The organism is Gluconacetobacter brunescens, assembly GCF_048695475.1.
In the GTDB taxonomy this organism is placed as follows: domain Bacteria; phylum Pseudomonadota; class Alphaproteobacteria; order Acetobacterales; family Acetobacteraceae; genus Gluconacetobacter.
Window position 1 is genome coordinate 739,246 of the sequence record NZ_JBLHEN010000001.1, and the last position, 15,629, is coordinate 754,874.

At 64.6% G+C, this 15,629-nt stretch carries 15 protein-coding genes and 1 tRNA gene; 8 read left to right on the forward strand and 8 right to left on the reverse strand.

The genetic code is table 11. The features are described 5' to 3' along the window. Positions 1–216: 216 nt before the first annotated feature. Positions 217–1,218 (reverse strand): lipid A deacylase LpxR family protein, encoded by a 1,002-nt coding sequence (locus ACMAUO_RS03250; protein WP_420355549.1) that lies wholly within the window; start codon positions 1,216–1,218, stop codon positions 217–219. Positions 1,219–1,647: 429 nt separating this feature from the next. On the opposite strand from ACMAUO_RS03250, the gene ACMAUO_RS03255 reads away from it, so the two are divergent. Continuing rightward, positions 1,648–2,337, forward strand: coding sequence for a cold-shock protein (locus ACMAUO_RS03255; protein ID WP_420355550.1), 690 nt, complete (start codon positions 1,648–1,650; stop codon positions 2,335–2,337). 131 nt (positions 2,338–2,468) lie between these two features. Here the strand turns inward: ACMAUO_RS03255 and smpB are convergent, their stop codons facing one another. The 4 genes from smpB to ACMAUO_RS03275 form a co-directional block, all read right to left on the reverse strand. Beyond that, positions 2,469–2,957, reverse strand: a complete 489-nt coding sequence (smpB, locus tag ACMAUO_RS03260; protein ID WP_114726869.1) for an SsrA-binding protein SmpB — start codon at positions 2,955–2,957, stop codon at positions 2,469–2,471. 2 nt (positions 2,958–2,959) lie between these two features. Then, positions 2,960–3,841, reverse strand: a complete 882-nt coding sequence (gene dapA / locus ACMAUO_RS03265) for a 4-hydroxy-tetrahydrodipicolinate synthase (protein ID WP_420355551.1) — start codon at positions 3,839–3,841, stop codon at positions 2,960–2,962. 127 nt (positions 3,842–3,968) lie between these two features. Then, positions 3,969–4,844 (reverse strand): prephenate dehydratase, encoded by an 876-nt coding sequence (locus ACMAUO_RS03270; RefSeq protein WP_420355552.1) that lies wholly within the window; start codon positions 4,842–4,844, stop codon positions 3,969–3,971. After that, positions 4,841–5,584 carry a 3-deoxy-manno-octulosonate cytidylyltransferase gene (locus tag ACMAUO_RS03275; RefSeq protein WP_420355553.1) on the reverse strand — a complete coding sequence of 248 codons (744 nt, stop codon included), beginning with the start codon at positions 5,582–5,584 and terminating at the stop codon, positions 4,841–4,843. Before ACMAUO_RS03275 ends, ACMAUO_RS03270 begins: the two co-directional genes overlap by 4 nt. A 147-nt stretch (positions 5,585–5,731) precedes the next feature. Here ACMAUO_RS03275 and ACMAUO_RS03280 point away from each other — a divergent pair, with 147 nt between their 5' ends. From ACMAUO_RS03280 to ACMAUO_RS03300, 5 genes are all read left to right on the forward strand, one after another. Then, the gene (locus ACMAUO_RS03280) at positions 5,732–6,280 is read left to right on the forward strand and encodes a c-type cytochrome (RefSeq protein WP_420355554.1); all 549 of its coding nucleotides are present in this window, start codon (positions 5,732–5,734) and stop codon (positions 6,278–6,280) included. Beyond that, positions 6,277–7,110 (forward strand): histidinol-phosphatase, encoded by an 834-nt coding sequence (gene hisN / locus ACMAUO_RS03285; RefSeq protein WP_420355555.1) that lies wholly within the window; start codon positions 6,277–6,279, stop codon positions 7,108–7,110. The genes ACMAUO_RS03280 and hisN overlap by 4 nt, the downstream gene beginning before the upstream one ends. Positions 7,111–7,222: 112 nt before the next feature. Beyond that, the gene (gene serA / locus ACMAUO_RS03290) at positions 7,223–8,488 is read left to right on the forward strand and encodes a phosphoglycerate dehydrogenase (RefSeq protein WP_420355556.1); all 1,266 of its coding nucleotides are present in this window, start codon (positions 7,223–7,225) and stop codon (positions 8,486–8,488) included. Positions 8,489–8,642: 154 nt separating this feature from the next. Beyond that, positions 8,643–8,717, forward strand: a tRNA-Thr gene (locus ACMAUO_RS03295). A 321-nt stretch (positions 8,718–9,038) separates the two neighbouring features. After that, positions 9,039–10,925, forward strand: a complete 1,887-nt coding sequence (locus ACMAUO_RS03300) for a Hint domain-containing protein (protein WP_420355557.1) — start codon at positions 9,039–9,041, stop codon at positions 10,923–10,925. A 319-nt stretch (positions 10,926–11,244) separates the two neighbouring features. On the opposite strand, the gene ACMAUO_RS03305 is transcribed toward ACMAUO_RS03300, so the two are convergent. Then, positions 11,245–11,496, reverse strand: coding sequence for a hypothetical protein (locus ACMAUO_RS03305; protein ID WP_420355558.1), 252 nt, complete (start codon positions 11,494–11,496; stop codon positions 11,245–11,247). Between ACMAUO_RS03305 and ACMAUO_RS03310 the strand changes: the two genes are divergently transcribed. Further along, positions 11,495–13,303: a sensor domain-containing diguanylate cyclase gene (locus ACMAUO_RS03310; protein ID WP_420355559.1), complete on the forward strand. Its 1,809-nt coding sequence runs from the start codon at positions 11,495–11,497 to the stop codon at positions 13,301–13,303. The genes ACMAUO_RS03305 and ACMAUO_RS03310 overlap by 2 nt on opposite strands. A gap of 37 nt (positions 13,304–13,340) precedes the next feature. On the opposite strand, the gene ACMAUO_RS03315 is transcribed toward ACMAUO_RS03310, so the two are convergent. Next, positions 13,341–13,970: a JAB domain-containing protein gene (locus ACMAUO_RS03315; protein WP_420355560.1), complete on the reverse strand. Its 630-nt coding sequence runs from the start codon at positions 13,968–13,970 to the stop codon at positions 13,341–13,343. Positions 13,971–14,074: 104 nt separating this feature from the next. Here ACMAUO_RS03315 and ACMAUO_RS03320 point away from each other — a divergent pair, with 104 nt between their 5' ends. Next, on the forward strand, positions 14,075–14,782 hold the full coding sequence (locus tag ACMAUO_RS03320) for an HAD hydrolase-like protein (protein WP_420355561.1): 708 nt from the start codon (positions 14,075–14,077) through the stop codon (positions 14,780–14,782). A gap of 59 nt (positions 14,783–14,841) precedes the next feature. Here the strand turns inward: ACMAUO_RS03320 and ACMAUO_RS03325 are convergent, their stop codons facing one another. After that, the gene (locus ACMAUO_RS03325; RefSeq protein WP_420355562.1) at positions 14,842–15,573 is read right to left on the reverse strand and encodes a JAB domain-containing protein; all 732 of its coding nucleotides are present in this window, start codon (positions 15,571–15,573) and stop codon (positions 14,842–14,844) included. Positions 15,574–15,629 lie beyond the last annotated feature (56 nt).

Consider the following 15,629-nt stretch of genomic DNA (forward strand, 5'->3'; position numbering starts at 1 on the left):
GCGTCGTGAAAGCCGTCCGGAACGGTACCGGCCCTGAAACTACCCCTGCTGAAGCCGACATTATTGCCGATCCCTCTCTTCCTTGGAAGTTTTCCACCACCTTACGCAGAAGCATTTTCACTCGAATCGAAGCACATCGAAATCCGATGCTTTTTCATATTCGATTCAACGCTTCACCCCCCAAAGTCCAGGAAGGACCAATGTTCCAGCCGACTTTCAGAATTTGGCGGACAGGGCCAGCGACCCATAATTGAACAGCCCGCTGCGCGCACCCTTGAATTCCTGGGTCTGCCATACCTGGCTGTAGGACAGGCGCATCCCATGCCACATGATCGCGACGCCGGCATGGATCTCGCCCACATCCCAGTTCACCGGCACATGCGGCGAATTGCTGCGCATCGTATTGCCTTGCAGGGTGGCGTCATAACCGACGGCGGAGCCCGTCACGTTGCCGAAGACATACCACGACACCGGGCGCGTCAGCCGGTAGGCATCGGTGCCATCGGTACCCGACCCGATCGTGGGCGTGCCGAAATCGCTGTTCAGCCCCTGGCCGATCCGGAACGTGTCGGCCACCGACCCATAGATCCGGTAATCGCCGATCGCGGCCGAGGCCGCGGGCAGCATGTCCATCGAAATGCCGTAGACATCGGCCAGCGGAAACCGCCAGGTCCGCCCGGCCTGCACCTGGAAGATCGGCTGGTTCTGCAACTGGTGGCGCCACCCCAGGTTGCGGGTATCGCCGATCGCGCCATGGAAACCGTTCTGCAATTTCTCGCCCATCGCGGCCGGGCCCATCATGCCGAGTTGGATCCCGAACACCGACCGGGAGAAATCGGTATCGTTGATCAGGTTGATGGTGCCGAGCAGCAGGCTGGAATAGGGGCGGTCACGCGGCGACGGCGTGCTGATCTGCGTATTCTGCGGGGTAAAGATAAGCTGCTGCAGTCCCATGCTGATGCGGGTGACGCCTGCCCCCATGATGGCATGGTTGATGGTCTCGATCGGAGCGGGCTGGTTATCGGTGCCCGATGTCCAGTTCACGCGCAGGCCACTGGTGTAATACTGGTCCGACGTGCCCTTCAGCGTGGTGACCGCGTCGTTTTCCCCCTGGATCGTCCAGGTTCCATACGGGTCCTGCAGCGGCGTGGCATGGGCCGGGGCGCAAACGGCTGCCGCAAGGCACCCCATGCCGGCGAGCGTACCGACACGCGCCATCCAAAGGGCTGTTCTTTCCGTCTTTGTCTGGCCCATCAGCTTCCCTTTCACCTGCGCGACGCCGCATCCGAACCGCGCCCACCGACTGTCTAAAACGTCCCGGCGTTTCGAGAAAGCCCACGGGTGACTTTCGTGATCGGACAGCCCGCCGTCATAACGACAATCCGGCGGTCCACCGCTGATGGCGCAAACATTAATGGTTAGTCATATTAAAGATGACAACATGATGGAACCGCGGGCGGAAGTTATGCTTATCTGTATTGGACACCGACGCATTCGTGCTAGGGTCCGCGCGGGGAAAGGATGCTGTCCGCCACGGCCGCTCAGGCGGTTCGGAGAACGGTTGTGTAATGCCTTGATCCAGCAAAATTTCTTCATCCGGTGGCTCCTGGGACAGGACCCGCCAACTAGACCTCGGGATTACGACCGTTGAGAAGTAACAGGACCGACCGCAGCCCCCGTTCCCCGCGCCGCGGCGGATTTGACGACGATTTCATGTCGCCGCCGACGTTTGGTGATCGTGGCAGCAGCGGTGCTCCCCGTCGCCCCATGGGCGGTGGCGGTGGCGCCCCCTCCCAGGTGATCGCCTCGGGACCGGAGATCAGTGCCTCCGTAAAGTGGTTCAACAGCGAGAAGGGCTTCGGCTTCGTCGAACTGGCCGACGGTTCGGGCGATGTCTTCCTTCACGCCAACGCGCTGGCACAGAGCGGGCACAGCTCCGTCTCCCCCGGCACGACGCTGGTGGTCCGCATCGGCCAGGGGCCGAAGGGTCGCCAGGTCGCGGCGGTGGTCTCGGTTGACGAGAGCACGGCCCAGCCGGAGCGTCCGCGCGGCTTCGGCGCCGGCGCCCCGCGTGCCCCCGGCGGCTTCGGCGCCCGTCCGGCCCGTCCGGCCCCCGACCTGTCGCATGCGCAGGACATGCGCGGCATCGTAAAGTGGTACAACGCCACGAAGGGCTTCGGCTTCATCACCCCGGAAAGCGGCGGCAAGGACATTTTCGTCCACGCTTCGGCTCTAGAGCGTTCGGGCCTGACCGGCCTGACCGAAGGCCAGACGGCGAACGTGCAGGTCGTGCAGGGCCAGAAGGGCCCCGAGGCCGCGTCGATCAGCGTCGACTGATCCGGCGTCATGCCTGATCAACAAGCAGGGTCGCCCTCGGGCGGCCCTGTTTTTGTTTGGAAAACCTTCTTCCTGGTGTCTCGCGCGACAGAGGCGCGATCACGCCGGGCGAACGCACCCAGACGAACGGCCTATTCCTTGCCCTTGTTGCGCATCAGCCGCGCCTTGTCGCGCTGCCAGTCGCGTTCGGCAATCGCATGGCGCTTGTCGGCCTTCTTGCGCCCTTCGCCGATCCCCAGCGTGACCTTGGCGAGACCACGGGCATTGAAATGGATATCCAGCGGCACCAGCGTCACGCCTTCGCGCGCCACGGCCCCCAGCAGCTTGTTCACCTGCTTGCCATGCAGCAGCAGCTTGCGCGGCGCACGGGGCTCGAAGCGCGACAGCACGCCGCCCTGATATTCGGGGATATAGCTGTTGAACAGCCAGATCTCGCCATTCCGGTCGCCCGCATAGGCTTCGTTGATCGTCGCCCGCCCCATGCGCAGGCTCTTGACCTCCGGTCCCTTCAGCACGAGCCCGGCTTCGACCGTTTCCAGGATCTTGTAGTCGAACCGGCCCTTGCGATTCTGCGCCGCGATCCCGTGCGAGATCATGCCACTCTTGTTTTTCTCGGCCATCGTCAGTTCAACAGGCCCACGGCGGCCAGCGCCTCGCGGACCAGGGCGCGGGACGCATCGGTCAGCGGCGCCAGCGGCAGGCGACAGGTCTCGCCCGCCAGCCCCAGCAGGCTGGCGGCATATTTTACCGGCGCCGGATTGCTCTCGCAGAACAGCGCATCGTGCAGCGGCGACAGCCGGTCCTGCAATTCCATCGCGTCAGCCACGCGCCCGTCCTGCCAGGCCCGATGCAGTTCGGCGCACAGGCGCGGCGCGACATTCGCGGTCACGCTGATGCAGCCATCCCCTCCGGCGGCCAGGAACGAGACCACGGTACCGTCCTCGCCCGAAAGCTGGTTGAAGGGCTTGTGACCGATCGCCCGACGCACCTGGATCGGGCGCAGCAGATTGGCGGTGGCGTCCTTCACACCGATGATCCGGGCATGCCGCGCCAGCCGCGCCATGGTCTCGACCGAGATATCGACCACCGAGCGCCCAGGAATGTTGTAGACGACCAGCGGCAGGTCGGTCGCATCGGCAACCGCCATGAAATGACGGTACAGCCCTTCCTGCGTCGGCTTGTTGTAATAGGGCGCGACGACCAGCACGGCATCCGCACCCGCCGCCTTGGCATGGCGGGCCATGTTGACGGCCTCGGTGGTGCTGTTGGAGCCCGCGCCGGCAATGACGGGCACCCGCCCCGCCACGACCTGAACCGCGTATTCGACCACACGCGCATGTTCGTCATGCGTCAGGGTCGGGCTTTCGCCCGTGGTGCCCATCGGCACGACACCCGATGAGCCTTCGGTCACCTGCCAGTCGAGGAATCGGCCCAGAGCCGGAAAATCCAGCGATCCGTCATCGTTCATCGGCGTAATCAGGGCTGTGATCGAACCCTTGAACATAGTCGTTTCCACTCGAATCTCGCAGGCTGTGACGCGGGCCGCCCCTCGGGCCACCCCGGCAGGATTGGGGTCCCGCCTGTGCTGTTAATCCATTGTGTTAATGCCGGGGGTAGTGGCTAGGCAACCTTCATCGGTCCGCCACCGCATGGCCACGGAACGGCGAACCCGGATAAACACCCAGAATCGCCGAAGTTTCCGAGAAGAAGGCCAGTTCCGCCAACGCCTGCGCCAGCGGCGCATCCTCGGGATGCCCCTCGACATCCAGCAGAAACTGCGTGGCGGCGAACGACCCATCGAGCATGTAGCTCTCCAGCCGCGTCATGTTCACGCCATTGGTCGCGAACCCGCCCAGCACCTTGTAGAGCGCGCCGGCCGTATTGCGGACCCGGAACAGCACGGTGGTCAGCGTGCCCGCCTGCCCCGGCGGCGGCCGGACCGCCGCGCGCGACGTAATGTAGAAGCGGGTCGTGTTATGCGCCGCGTCCTCCACATTATGGCGCAGCACCACAAGGCCGTTCAGCTCCGCCGCTAGCGCCGACGCCACGGCCACATCCTCGGGGTTGTTCCACCGCGCCACCAGTTCGGCCGCGCCCGCCGTATCGAACTCCACCACCGGCGTCAGGTTCAGCGCTTCGATGATGCCCCGGATCTGCGCCATGGCCACCGGATGGGTATGGACCCGCCGTGCCTGCTCGATCGTGCTGCCGGGCACGCCCAGCAGGCAATGCTCCACCCGCTGGAAATGCTCGCCGACGATGTTCAACCCGGCCTGCGGCAGCAGGGCATGAATATCCGGCACCCGCCCCGCCAGGCTGTTCTCGCAGGCCAGCATGCCCAGGTCGGCACGCCCGTCATGAACCGCCGCGATCGCATCGGCGAAGGTTTCGCAGGGCAGCGTGGTCCAGCCCGGAAAGGCCTGCCGGCACGCCAGGTCGGAATAGGCTCCCGGCCGCCCCTGAAAGGCGACGATGCCCATCTGGGGAATCGACGGCGCGCCGCTCATGCCACGTCCGCCAGCATGCGGCGCGCGCGTTCCAGGTCCGCCGGCGTATCCACGCCGAACGGTGCCGCCCCGATCCGGGCACATCCAATGATCATTCCGGCCTCCAGGGCCCTGAGCTGTTCCAGTTTCTCACGCCTTTCCAAAGCCGCTTCCGGCAGGGCCACGAACCGCGCCAGCGCCGCCCGGCGATAGGCATAGATCCCGACATGGTGCCACAGCGCACCCTCGCCCCACGGAACCGCCGCCCGTGAAAAATACAACGCCCGCGCCACGGCGCGCGGGGCACCCTCGGGAAAGGCGCACGCGACCTTCACGACCGAATCCGCCTGCGCTTCGCCGGGTTCCGTGACCGGGGCGACCAGCGTGCCGATATCGACCGCCCGATCGGCCAGCGGCAGCAGGGCGGCGGCCAGGGTCTCCGGCACCAGCCCCGGCAGATCGCCCTGGAGGTTGAGCACCACGTCATGCCGCCCGTCGGGATCGACGGTCGCCAGAGCATGCCACACCCGGTCGGAGCCCGAAGGCAGCGCCGGATCGGTCAGGACGGCGGTACCGCCCGCCGCCTCCACCACCCGCGCCAGTTCGGGGTCGGCCACCGCGACCACGACGGGCCCGATATCGGCGGCGCGCGCGCGTTCCAGCACATGCAGGATCATGGGCCGGTCGCCGATCATGGCCAGCGGCTTGCCCGGCAGGCGCGTCGAGGCCATGCGGGCAGGAATGATGACGATTGGATTCATGCGAACACGCAGCGGGCCTTGACACTCGAAAGCGGCGGAAACGTCCGGCCGGAAAAACGCCGCTGCGGACATGCGCTCCGGCCCATCGGCACGATCCCACGCTGCTTCACACAAGGCGGGCGGCAGTCTAGGTAAGGACCGGCCGGCATGCAACCGAAACACCGATGGAGCCTCGTAACCCGGATGGACAGCCACGACGCCAACCGCATCGGCGCCGCACTCCTGCTGACCGCGCTGGCGATGGCCGGCAGCGTCTGGGCCGGGCACCTGGCCATCCCCGTGGCCACCCCGCTCCGTCCGGCCTTCGCCCTGCCCGAACCGCCCGACGGATCGGCCGGCCTCCCGGTCGCCGACGCCCTGGCCCATGCCGATCCCAAAGCCGGGCAGGCCCTCGCCGCACGGTCCTGCACGACCTGCCACAGCTTCACGAAGGGCGCGCCCCCCACGGTCGGCCCCAACCTGTTCGGCGTCGCCGGCACCCCGGTCGCCGGCATCCCCGGCTACAGCTTCTCCCCCGCGCTCTCGGCACACCGGTCGGAATTCTGGACCGACGAAGCCCTCTCGACCTGGCTGGAAAGCCCGGCCCGCTTCGCGCCGGGCACCCGCATGGCCTTCCCCGGCCTGTCCGACATCCGCGACCGCGCGGCGATCATCGCCTACCTGCACACCCTGTCCGACGGAGGACACCAGCCATGACCCACACCGGCACGCCCCCGGCCGATATCTCCCTTCCCGACGCCGATCGCCTGCTGGACGCCGCGACCGCCGCCGCCGATGCCGCCGCATGCGTCATCCGCCCGTTCTTCCGGGCCGGGGTCACGGTCGACGACAAGAGCGACCAGAGCCCGGTCACCGTCGCCGACCGCACGGCCGAGCGCACCATCCGGGCAATCCTGGCCGAGCGCCTGCCCGACCACGCGGTACTGGGCGAGGAATTCGGGCTGGAACGCGCGGGCGCCCACCGGTGCTGGGTAATCGACCCGATCGACGGCACGCGGGCCTTCGTGACCGGCCGCCCCACCTTCGGCACCCTGATCGCCCTGCTGGAAGACGGCGTACCGGTGCTGGGCATCATCGACCAGCCGATCACCGGCGAACGCTGGATCGGCGTGCGCGGCCGGCCGACGCTCTACGAGTCCCGCCTGCCCGGCACAGTCGGAACCCGCCGCTGCGCCGAGCTGAAACTGGCGGAACTCTCCTGCACCTCCCCCGAGATGATCGCGGACGCCCCGACTCCGCATTGGGACGCGCTGCGCCGCGCCGCCCGCCGCGTCACCTGGGGCGGCGACTGCTACGCCTACGGCCTGCTGGCACTGGGACAGGTCGATGTGATCGCGGAATGCACGATGAAGATCTGGGACTGGGCCGCTCTCGTCCCCATTATTGAAGGGGCCGGCGGCCGGGTGACGGACTGGCACGGCCGCCCGCTCCATGCCGAGAGCGACGGCACGGTGCTGGCGGTGGGCGACCCGGCCATGCTGGCCGACGCCGTCTCCCTGCTGAACACGGGCCTGCCGGCGCGGTGAACTCCCCCACCCGTCCGGGCGGCACATGGCACCGATGCCATCCTTCCCCTATCCATTTATCCGCCGATCGGATAGGAGCACCATCTTCCCCGAATAAGCGCGAGTATTCGAGATGAGCAGCGAAGCCCCCTCTCACCTGTCCCTCCCCAAGGACAAGATCCGCATCCTGCTTCTCGAAGGCATTCACGACAGCGCCGTGTCGCTGCTGAAAGCCAACGGATACGAGAACGTCACGCGCCTGAAGACCGCCCTGGAAGGGGCGGCGCTGCGCGAGGCCCTGGAGGGCGTACATATCGTGGGTATCCGCTCCCGCACCCAGTTGACCGACGAGGTCATCGCCGCCGCCGACCGGCTGATCGCCGTGGGCTGCTTCTGCATCGGCACCAATCAGGTCAACCTGACGGCGGCCCGTGCCCATGGCATTCCGGTCTTCAACGCCCCGTTCAGCAACACCCGCTCGGTCGCCGAACTGGTGATGGGCGAGGTCGTGATGCTGATGCGGCGGATCTTCCCGCGCTCGGTGCAGTGCCATGCCGGCGGCTGGAACAAATCCGCCGCTAATAGCTGGGAAGTCCGGGGCAAGACGCTGGGCATCGTCGGCTACGGCTCGATCGGCTCACAGCTTTCCGTCCTGGCCGAGGCATTCGGCATGCGGGTGATCTATTACGACGTGATCGACAAGCTGGTGCATGGCAACGCCACCCCGGTCGACACGTTGAACGACCTGCTGGCGCAGAGCGACGTGGTCAGCCTGCATGTGCCGCAGCTCCCCAGCACCGCCAACATGATCGGCGCCGAGCAGATCCGCGCGATGAAGCCCGGCTCGTTCCTGATCAACAACGCCCGCGGCAACGTGGTGGACCTGGAAGCCCTGGCCGAGGCCTTGCGCGACGGCCACCTGCTGGGGGCGGCGATCGACGTGTTCCCGACCGAGCCCAAAGGTGCCGGCGATTCCTTCTCCTCCCCGCTCCAGGGGCTGGAGAACGTCATCCTCAGCCCGCATATCGGCGGCTCGACCGCCGAGGCGCAGGAGCGGATCGGCGTCGAGGTCGCGCGCAAGCTGATCGAATATTCCGACGTGGGTTCGACCCTGGGCGCGGTCAATTTCCCGACCGTGCAGTTGCCCGAAAGCCCGCGCGGCACCCGCTTCATGCACGTCCACAGCAATGTTCCCGGCATCATGCTGCAGATCAACGAGATCTTCATGGCCGAGAACAGCAACATCACGGCCCAGTATCTCCAGACGGATGGCGAGCTGGGCTACGTGGTGGTCGAGGCGGATACGGGACGCGACACCGACAAGGACAACCGCATCCTGCGCCGCCTGCGCGACCTCAAGGGCACGATCCGCGCCCGGCTGCTCTACCAGCAGCCCTGACCAGAGAGGGATGGCGGGGTCATGATATCCCCCGCCACCCCGCCCTCTTGACCCGTTCGGGAGACAGAGGCAAAAGCACACAGTCCCGGCTCTGGTCCTCAAACGGACCACGATGTCGTGGATAGCCTAAACGATGGAGCAACGCCCCATCGCCGCCGGGTTAGCACAGCGGTAGTGCAGCGGTTTTGTAAACCGAAGGCCGGGGGTTCAAATCCCTCACCCGGCACCAACGACTTTCTGAAAATCCATTGATATTCCCTAGTTTTAGCCCATTCCTCCACAAGGAAGGCGCTGAAATCCGGGAAAGATTTTCCAGAAACAGTCCCTCTCCCAACAGCAATGGAACAGCATTTCCGCTGTTGCCCCGGCACGATCTGCCCCCACTGCGGGCCATCTGCCAGACACATGCCCGGCGTTCAGATCATGTCATTTTCGCCCGACGGATTTTTCCAGCCACCACGCGATGCCATCTCTCCGCCATTGGCCAATTTGTTAACTTTTATATGACAAATCGGCGTTCTCGCTATTGAAGAGATTGAAGGACAGAACAATGGTCCAAACAGCTTCCGGCGTCACTTATACGGAAACCGAATCCACGATTGGCATTCCTGGTATTCTGACCACGACACAATATCATGTCGTGATCACAGATCCTGCCGGAAATGCCATTTATACCGGAGATCTAAGTTCTGGAATCAATCTTCTTCAATTAAAAATCGCACCGACAGGCGATGTCGTAACCGGATCCTCTTCCATTACGACTCTTGTTGGCCTTATTGGCGGTACCTATGTTTCCATGCCGGGAAGCACGGGCGCCATCAATCTGGTTGCAAATGCCATAAGCGGAAATACCTACTACATAGGTGGCAAAACAGACATAAATATAGGCGTAAATGCTCTTTCCGGAAATACTGTCAATATTTATGGTGGAACAGCCTCTTTTTCTGGGTCTTCCTTAATTGGGTTACTCAGTGGCTCCACAATCAATATCGGATATGGCGGCACCTATAACGGAAGCAGCAACCTCATCACTATTCTGGCCGGTTCGACCGTCAATTTTCAATCGGGAGGCGGCACGCTTATCCTGAATGCCGACAATGGCGTTCTGAACCTCCTCGCCAATAATGGCGCCTCCGCAGTCACATTCAATAATTATGATCCCACATACGACACAATAGAACTTCAAAATACAACTCAACCCATAGCGACCTATAATATTTCCAGCAGCGGTTCTTCGAAAATCATCACCATGTATGGAGCCGACGGACAGGTCGTGGCGAACTACAGCGTCAATCCGGCAAACGCTTCCCTGCTGCCCGACGCCACCTATATCGTGGGTCAGGGCGCCAACCCGCTGAAAGTAACCTATTCGGCCGGCAACACATATATTGGTATCTGCTTTCTGGCCGACTCGATGATTTCAACCCCGACCGGTCCAGTCGCCGTTCAGGACCTCGAATCCGGCAATGATGTCACGGTTTATGTTGATGGCGAAGCACTAAGCCGCAAGGTCATCTGGGCTGGCAAAACCCATGCCACGGTCAATCCCGATCGTCCGGACGATCAGGCAGGCTGGCCCGTCCGTATTCTCAAGGATGCAATTTCCGAGGGCGTCCCCTGCAAGGACTTGCTGATCACGGCCGAACACTGCCTGTTCTTTGACGGCAAATTCGTTCCAGCCCGCATGCTGATCAACGGACGGTCCATTTTTTACGACAAATCCTTCACGGCTTACGAATATTATCATATCGAGACCGAAGATCATTCCGTGATCATGGCCGATGGCGTGCTGACGGAAAGCTACCTCGACACCGGCAACCGCCGGACCTTCCGCAAGCAGGGACATGTCACCAGGATTGGCGGCCATGCCAAAACATGGTCGACGGACGCCGCAGCACCGCTGGGTGTCGACCGGGCGTTTGTCGAGCCCCTGTTCCGCCGGCTCGAAACCCGTGCCCGACAGGCCGGGCTCGAAAACCGCATGGATGCGCCGGTCCTGACGAACGATGCGGACCTCCATCTCCTCACTGACAGAGGACAGATCGTCCGGCCCGCCCGGCCGGCCGGGGAGTACGTGACATTCATGCTGCCCACCGGGGTCGAAAGCGTGCGCCTGCTCTCGCGCACCAGCCGTCCCAGCGACGTGATCGGCCCTTTTGTCGATGATCGCCGCAATCTGGGCGTCTCGGTAGGAGAGATCATACTGTTCGAAGGCAACCACGCGGCGCACATCACCGCGCATCTGACGGAACAGGACCTTCCCGGCTGGGCTACGCCGCACCATGAGAACAGCCGCTGGACAGAGGGGGAGGCCCTGCTGCCGATCGGCACACGCTACCCCAACAGCATCGCCCTGCTGGCCATCCAGATCAAGGTTGCGGGCCCCTACACTGTCTCCGCCCGATCGGCCGAACCGGCGTCAGCCCAGATCGCCTGAGGCATCCGCTCTCCAGTTCCATTCATGACCAGGCCCTGCTCTCTTCACGGAGGCAGGGCTTCTCCCTAAGCACGGCCATGGCGCAAAGAATTCTTCTCCAACCCGGACAAGTCTGGACACCGAGAGATCCCACCATTCCTGCCCGGCGTATGTGCGACTTTCCCCAGGGTTCATTATCCTGTGTCCTCCTTCTGCCCGCGCTAAAAGCCGGGGCCACATCACCAGATGAGGCAAGAAGCCACCAGGTCAGCCAACGCCTCTTTCGTACATGGATGAACATGACTTCATCAATCTTTATCGACGCCTGCCGGTCCGACGACTAAAGTTTATTGTTTTTACGAGCATCCTCACCTGTTCGAAGTGCCCGCAGGCGCCCCAACCGCCCTGCACACGCTGTTGCGGAAACCGGCAAGGCAGCAAAGGCCATCGCAGCCGCCTTCGCGGCATGTGGTTCCGGGCACAGCAAATCAATATTTTTGTTGCTCTGTGTATTTGAGCGTCCCTGCGGTCTGTCCACCAATGGACGGATAATGATAATTGAAATTACAAGAACGAACGGGTTGCGGAACATGGCAGGAATCCTGGCACGTCGGAATAGTCTGTCGACGGTATCGACCTGCGTTGTCTGGTGCCTCGTCGCCATCGCCAGCGTGGGATGGACCCGCCATGGCGGCAGTTCCGCCATGATCTGGCCCGCCAACGCGATCCTGGTGGCCGCGGCCCTGTGCATGCGGAATTTCGACTGGCGACTGTTTGCGCCCCTGCTGCTGCTGCTGTCCACGCTGGTCAATCTGGGTGACCATCGCCCCTGGGTCACCAGCGTCGGCTTCGCAAGCGCCAATCTGGTCGAGATCCTGCTCGCCATTTTCCTGACCCGCCGTTTCAGCCCGATTTCCGGCTTTTTCGAACATCCGGGATGGGCATTTCGTTTCGCCCTTGTGACGGCAATGGCCGTCATCTGCTCGGCGGCCATCGCCGCGGAGGCCCTGTATTTCAGCGAAGGGCGCGGCTGGCTGGGCGGCGCGATGGCCTGGACCATGGCCCACCTGCCCGGCGTCCTGATCACGGTTCCGGTTCTGCTGGCCCTGAACCCCTACGATACCAAGGGCGACGCAGATCACGATGCCCCCTCGCCGTTCGTGGCCGGCGGCCTGATGGCGCTCGTCGCCTGCGCGGCGATCATGGTCTATGGCCAGTCCCGCTATCCGTTCCAGTTCCTGCTTCTGCCGCCGCTGCTTCTGGCCACCTATCACCTGTACGCCAAAGGTGCCGCGCTGGCCGTCGCGATCATCGCCATGATCGGCAGCTATTTCATCTTTACCGATGTCGGTCCCGTCATGCCCCTTCACGGGCCGGACTCGCTGAGGATCTATATTTTCCAGCTCGACCTGGCGACGATCTTCTTCTGCGCCCTGCCGCTGGGCGCCGTGCTGACCCAGCGCGACCAGAAAGCGGCGCTGGCCGAACGGCGGCTGCGCGATTTCCGCCACCTGGCGGATCGTGTGGGCGACGTGCTGTTCCGGGTCGATGCCTTCGGCCGCTGGAGCTACCTCAATCCGGCATCCGAGCAACTGTTCGGCGTACCGGTCGAATACCGGCTGGGCCAGCACATGCTGGAAAGCGTCATCCCCGAAGACCGCCCTCCCCTCAGCCGGGCGCTGGCCGAACTCGTATCGGGCAGCCGGGAAGATCTGCGTCAGGTCGTCAGCATCTGCCGCCGCGACGGCACGATCCGGCATGTCGAGATCCTGGCCCATCGCCTGGATGAGGATCTGGGCTTTGGCGGGCTGATCCGCGATGTGACCGAACAGTTCACGCAGGACGAGCAGAACCGCCGGATCGCCGAAGCCAACGAGCACGCGGCCAATACGGACGAACTGACCGGCCTGCCCAACCGGCGCGCCTTCTTCCAGGCCCTCCATGCCGGCCTGGCCCAGGATGCCGCGAAAATCGCGGTCGCGATTTTCGACCTGGATCATTTCAAGCTGGTCAATGACCGCTACGGCCACCCGATCGGCGACGTCGTGCTGCGGCGGGTCGCCTCCACGGTCCTGGCCGCCGTGCGCGACAGCGACATGGTCGCCCGGATCGGCGGCGAGGAATTCGCGGTCCTGATCACGGACCAGAATCCCGAACAGGCCATCAGCCTGGCGCGCCGCCTGGTCCGCGCCGTCTCGTCGGATTCCATCGCGATCCCGTCCGGCCCGACCCTGCATGTCACGATCAGCATGGGAATCGCCAGTCACCAGCCCGGCGAAGACCATGCGGCCTTGATCGAGCGCGCCGACCAGGCGCTCTATGTCGCCAAAAGGGGCGGCCGCAACCGTCTGATGATCGCCGACACAACCCCCGCCGAGCAGACGGCCGACAGCACCTGAAGACAGCACCTGAAGAACGCGCCCGACCGAGAGCCTCTTACAGCAGGCCCGATTGCCGGAAGCTGGTCGCCCCACCATTCCCCACGATGACATGGTCGCGCACCGTCAACCCCAGCACGGTGGCGATCTGTTCCAGCCGCCGGGTCATCATGATGTCCTCGCGCGACGGCATCGGGTTCCAGCCGGGATGGTTATGGACCAGAATCAGCTCGCTCGCCTTCAGGCGGATGGCACGGCGCATGACTTCGCGCGGATAGACGGGCGTCTGGTCGATCGTACCCTGGGCCAGGACTTCATCGGCGATCAGCCGGGCATTGCGGTCCAGGAACAGCACGCGGAACTGCTCCAGCGTGTCGCGCGCCAGAACGGCCTGAAGATAAGCCATCAGCGCATCATGTGACGCCAGCAGGTTGCCGTGCCGGATGCGCGTGCGCATCAGCCGGATCGCCGCCTCACGCAGCAGCGGAAGGGTCACGACCACCTGAAGCCGCCCGTCGGCCACCGCCGACAATTCGTCGGCATCGGCGGCGAAGACCGCGCCGGCGGTGCCGAATCGCGTCAGCATCGCATGCGCCAGCCCGGCGGGGTCGCCCCCCGACGGCAGGATCAGCGTCAGGATCGCGGACAGCAGCGCGACGTCGCCGGCACCGGCGGAAGGAGCGGTCATGCCATCCCAAGGCCCCGGCCACCCGCACAGGCGGCCGACAATGGCCGCGAAGCGGCAGCTTGGGTATAAGGGCTCTTCATGGAGCCAAAAGGACCATCGCCGGTATGAATGTTCTGTCGTCTCTCAACCATCACGACGCGGTTCTTCTCGATCTCGACGGTACCATCATCGATTCCCGCGCCGGCATTATCAGTTCCCTGCATGACGCGATACGCGATCTTGGCCATGAACCCGATCCGGCGGAAGACCTGACCTGGGTTGTCGGCCCGCCCCTGCACGACCTGGTCGCCCGCGTCCTCACGCATTACGGCGACGATCGGGCCGAGGAAGCCGTAAGGCGCTACCGCTATCATTACGAGCGGCGCGGCATGCATCGCAGTCCGGTCTTCCCTGGTATGCGCGAGGTGATCGAGGCGGTGACGGCATCGGGCGCCCGGCTGTTCCTGGCCACCTCCAAGCCGGTTCACCTGGCGCGCGCCATCCTGGAACTGCGGGAACTGACCCCCTATTTCACGGCGCTCTACGGCGCCCGGCCCGACGATACCGGCGCGGAGAAACCCGAACTGATCGCCCAACTGCTCGAAGAGCACGATATCGCCAGAAACCACGCCGTCATGGTCGGCGATCGCCGGTTCGATATCAGCGGCGCCCATGCCAACCATATCCGGGGGCTTGGCGTGCTGTGGGGATATGGCGGCGAGGAAGAACTGACCGAAGCCGGCGCCGACGCGCTGGTGACCGATCCCGGCGAGCTGATGGCGGCAATCCGCGGACAACTGGCGGCCGCGCATATCCATCCCGCGGCGGAATAACCTTCCGGAGCCCGAAGGAAAATGCCTCCCGGACCGCCGGCGCATCGCCCGCCAGACTCCTAAAGACGTCGCTGCTGACGCAGGCTGAGCCACTGGCCGCGCCGCAGGAACACATGGTCCTGGACCGTCAGGGACAGGTTCTGCGCGTGGTAGGAAATCGCCTGCATCAGCACGGCATCCCCCTCGATCATCGCAACCGGCGGCGGCCAGCAGGGCGCGATGCGGATTCCGACCAGCGCCGTGGCGTGCAGGTCTAGCGCGCGCAGCAGAATATGGCGCTGGGTCAGTTCCGGCGCGCCGCCCCCGCTATCGTCCACCGCTTCGTCGGCAATGATGTGATTGATGCTGTCGAGGAAGAGCACCCGCAACTGGCCGGGCGGCGCGTCGGCCAGTTGCGTGTCGCAATAGACCAGCACCGCATCCCAGTCCCGCATCGGGGTGCGCGTCAGCGGATCGGGGCGCGACAGGCAGTCGGCCACGGCGGCCGGCAGCCCCAGCGCCGCCGCCGCCCGGTCCGACAGGCCGGCCTCCCGCAGCCCGTCGGGCGAGGCCGACAGCAGCGCGCCCAGACTGCCGAATCGGTTCAGCAACGCCTTGGCCAGCGGCTTGGTGTCCCGCCGGGGCACGCCGAGAAACAGCAGCATCTCCACGATCTCGTAATCCGCGAGCGACGCGGCGCCGGATGTCAGGACCCTGGCACGCATCCGCCCCCGGTGCCCGGCCGGCCCGGTTTCCCTGAAAGGCACCGCCCGCCCCGCGCCCTTTCCGCCGTCCCTGCCCGCCCGCGTCATGCCGCTGCCCGTCTCCCCTGTCCGATGGACCCATCCCCCGGCGCGGGAATCAGTCC

Excerpts from the sequence above, each read along its gene's own strand:
- ACMAUO_RS03250 (WP_420355549.1), bottom strand. The coding sequence starts at position 1,218 with ATGGCGCGTGTCGGTACGCTCGCCGGCATGGGGTGCCTTGCGGCAGCC.
- smpB (WP_114726869.1), bottom strand. The coding sequence starts at position 2,957 with ATGGCCGAGAAAAACAAGAGTGGCATGATCTCGCACGGGATCGCGGCG.
- dapA (WP_420355551.1), bottom strand. The coding sequence starts at position 3,841 with ATGTTCAAGGGTTCGATCACAGCCCTGATTACGCCGATGAACGATGAC.
- ACMAUO_RS03270 (WP_420355552.1), bottom strand. The coding sequence starts at position 4,844 with ATGAGCGGCGCGCCGTCGATTCCCCAGATGGGCATCGTCGCCTTTCAG.
- ACMAUO_RS03275 (WP_420355553.1), bottom strand. The coding sequence starts at position 5,584 with ATGAATCCAATCGTCATCATTCCTGCCCGCATGGCCTCGACGCGCCTG.
- ACMAUO_RS03280 (WP_420355554.1), top strand. The coding sequence starts at position 5,732 with ATGCAACCGAAACACCGATGGAGCCTCGTAACCCGGATGGACAGCCAC.
- hisN (WP_420355555.1), top strand. The coding sequence starts at position 6,277 with ATGACCCACACCGGCACGCCCCCGGCCGATATCTCCCTTCCCGACGCC.
- serA (WP_420355556.1), top strand. The coding sequence starts at position 7,223 with ATGAGCAGCGAAGCCCCCTCTCACCTGTCCCTCCCCAAGGACAAGATC.
- ACMAUO_RS03300 (WP_420355557.1), top strand. The coding sequence starts at position 9,039 with ATGGTCCAAACAGCTTCCGGCGTCACTTATACGGAAACCGAATCCACG.
- ACMAUO_RS03310 (WP_420355559.1), top strand. The coding sequence starts at position 11,495 with ATGGCAGGAATCCTGGCACGTCGGAATAGTCTGTCGACGGTATCGACC.
- ACMAUO_RS03305 (WP_420355558.1), bottom strand. The coding sequence starts at position 11,496 with ATGTTCCGCAACCCGTTCGTTCTTGTAATTTCAATTATCATTATCCGT.
- ACMAUO_RS03315 (WP_420355560.1), bottom strand. The coding sequence starts at position 13,970 with ATGACCGCTCCTTCCGCCGGTGCCGGCGACGTCGCGCTGCTGTCCGCG.
- ACMAUO_RS03320 (WP_420355561.1), top strand. The coding sequence starts at position 14,075 with ATGAATGTTCTGTCGTCTCTCAACCATCACGACGCGGTTCTTCTCGAT.
- ACMAUO_RS03325 (WP_420355562.1), bottom strand. The coding sequence starts at position 15,573 with ATGACGCGGGCGGGCAGGGACGGCGGAAAGGGCGCGGGGCGGGCGGTG.